Origin of the sequence: Pectobacterium sp. CHL-2024 (genome assembly GCF_044751765.1) — a bacterium.
Taxonomy (GTDB): domain Bacteria; phylum Pseudomonadota; class Gammaproteobacteria; order Enterobacterales; family Enterobacteriaceae; genus Pectobacterium; species Pectobacterium brasiliense.
The window spans coordinates 1-1,016 of sequence record NZ_JBIXKO010000050.1; the positions used below are offsets into that span (position 1 = coordinate 1).

The 1,016-nt window shown below is 60.3% G+C and carries 1 protein-coding gene; it reads right to left on the reverse strand.

The genetic code is table 11. The annotated features are described in order from the left end of the window. Positions 1 to 1,016: transketolase-like TK C-terminal-containing protein (locus tag ACIPUG_RS21425; protein ID WP_400340121.1), on the reverse strand; the 1,016-nt coding region annotated here is incomplete at both ends.

Below are 1,016 nucleotides of genomic sequence, written 5' to 3' on the forward strand. Positions count from 1 at the left end.
TTCAGGCCGACGTACTTGAACCAGTAGTCCGCAATACCCGCTTCAATCGCTACGCGTGCCGATACCGCTTTCGGCAGCACCGCTTCACGGTAAGCTGCATCCTGCTTGTCGAACGCATCCGTAGACGGCATGGACACTACGCGCACCTTGCGGCCTGCAGCAGTCAGTTTGTCATATGCGCCGACAGCCAGTTCAACTTCAGAACCGGTGGCAATCAGGATCAGCTCAGGTTGACCTTCGCTGTCTTTCAGCACGTAGCCACCTTTCGCCACGTTCGCCAGCTGCTCAGCCGTACGTGACTGCTGTGCCAGATTCTGGCGAGACAGGATCAGCGACGTCGGGCCGTCCTGACGCTCAATGGCGTATTTCCACGCCACCGCCGTTTCCACCTGGTCCGCCGGACGCCAGTTGCTCATGTTCGGCGTCACGCGCAGGCTGGCCAGCTGTTCAACCGGCTGGTGGGTCGGGCCGTCTTCGCCCAGACCGATGGAGTCGTGGGTGTAAACGTAGATGCTGCGGATTTTCATCAGCGCGGCCATACGCACGGCGTTACGCGCATATTCCACGAACATCAGGAAGGTCGCCGTGTACGGTACAAAACCACCGTGCAGCGCAATCCCGTTGGCAATCGCCGTCATACCGAATTCGCGCACGCCGTAGTGGATATAGTTCCCCGCGTGGTCTTTATCCAGCGAAACCGAGCCAGACCAGATGGTCAGGTTGCTCGGTGCCAGGTCGGCAGAGCCGCCCAGGAATTCCGGCAGCAGTTTACCGTAGGCTTCCAGCGCGTTCTGTGACGCTTTGCGGCTGGCGATTTTCGCCGGATTCGCCTGCAAATCGTCGATAAATTTCTGTGCGTCTGCCTGCCAGTTGGCCGGCAGTTCACCGCCGGTGCGGCGTTTGAACTCGGCAGCCAGCTCAGGGTACGCGCTGGCGTAGGCGGCAAACGCCTCATCCCAGGCCGCTTCCTTACGCTGACCGGCCGGTTTCGCATCCCAGGCGGCATAGATATCAGC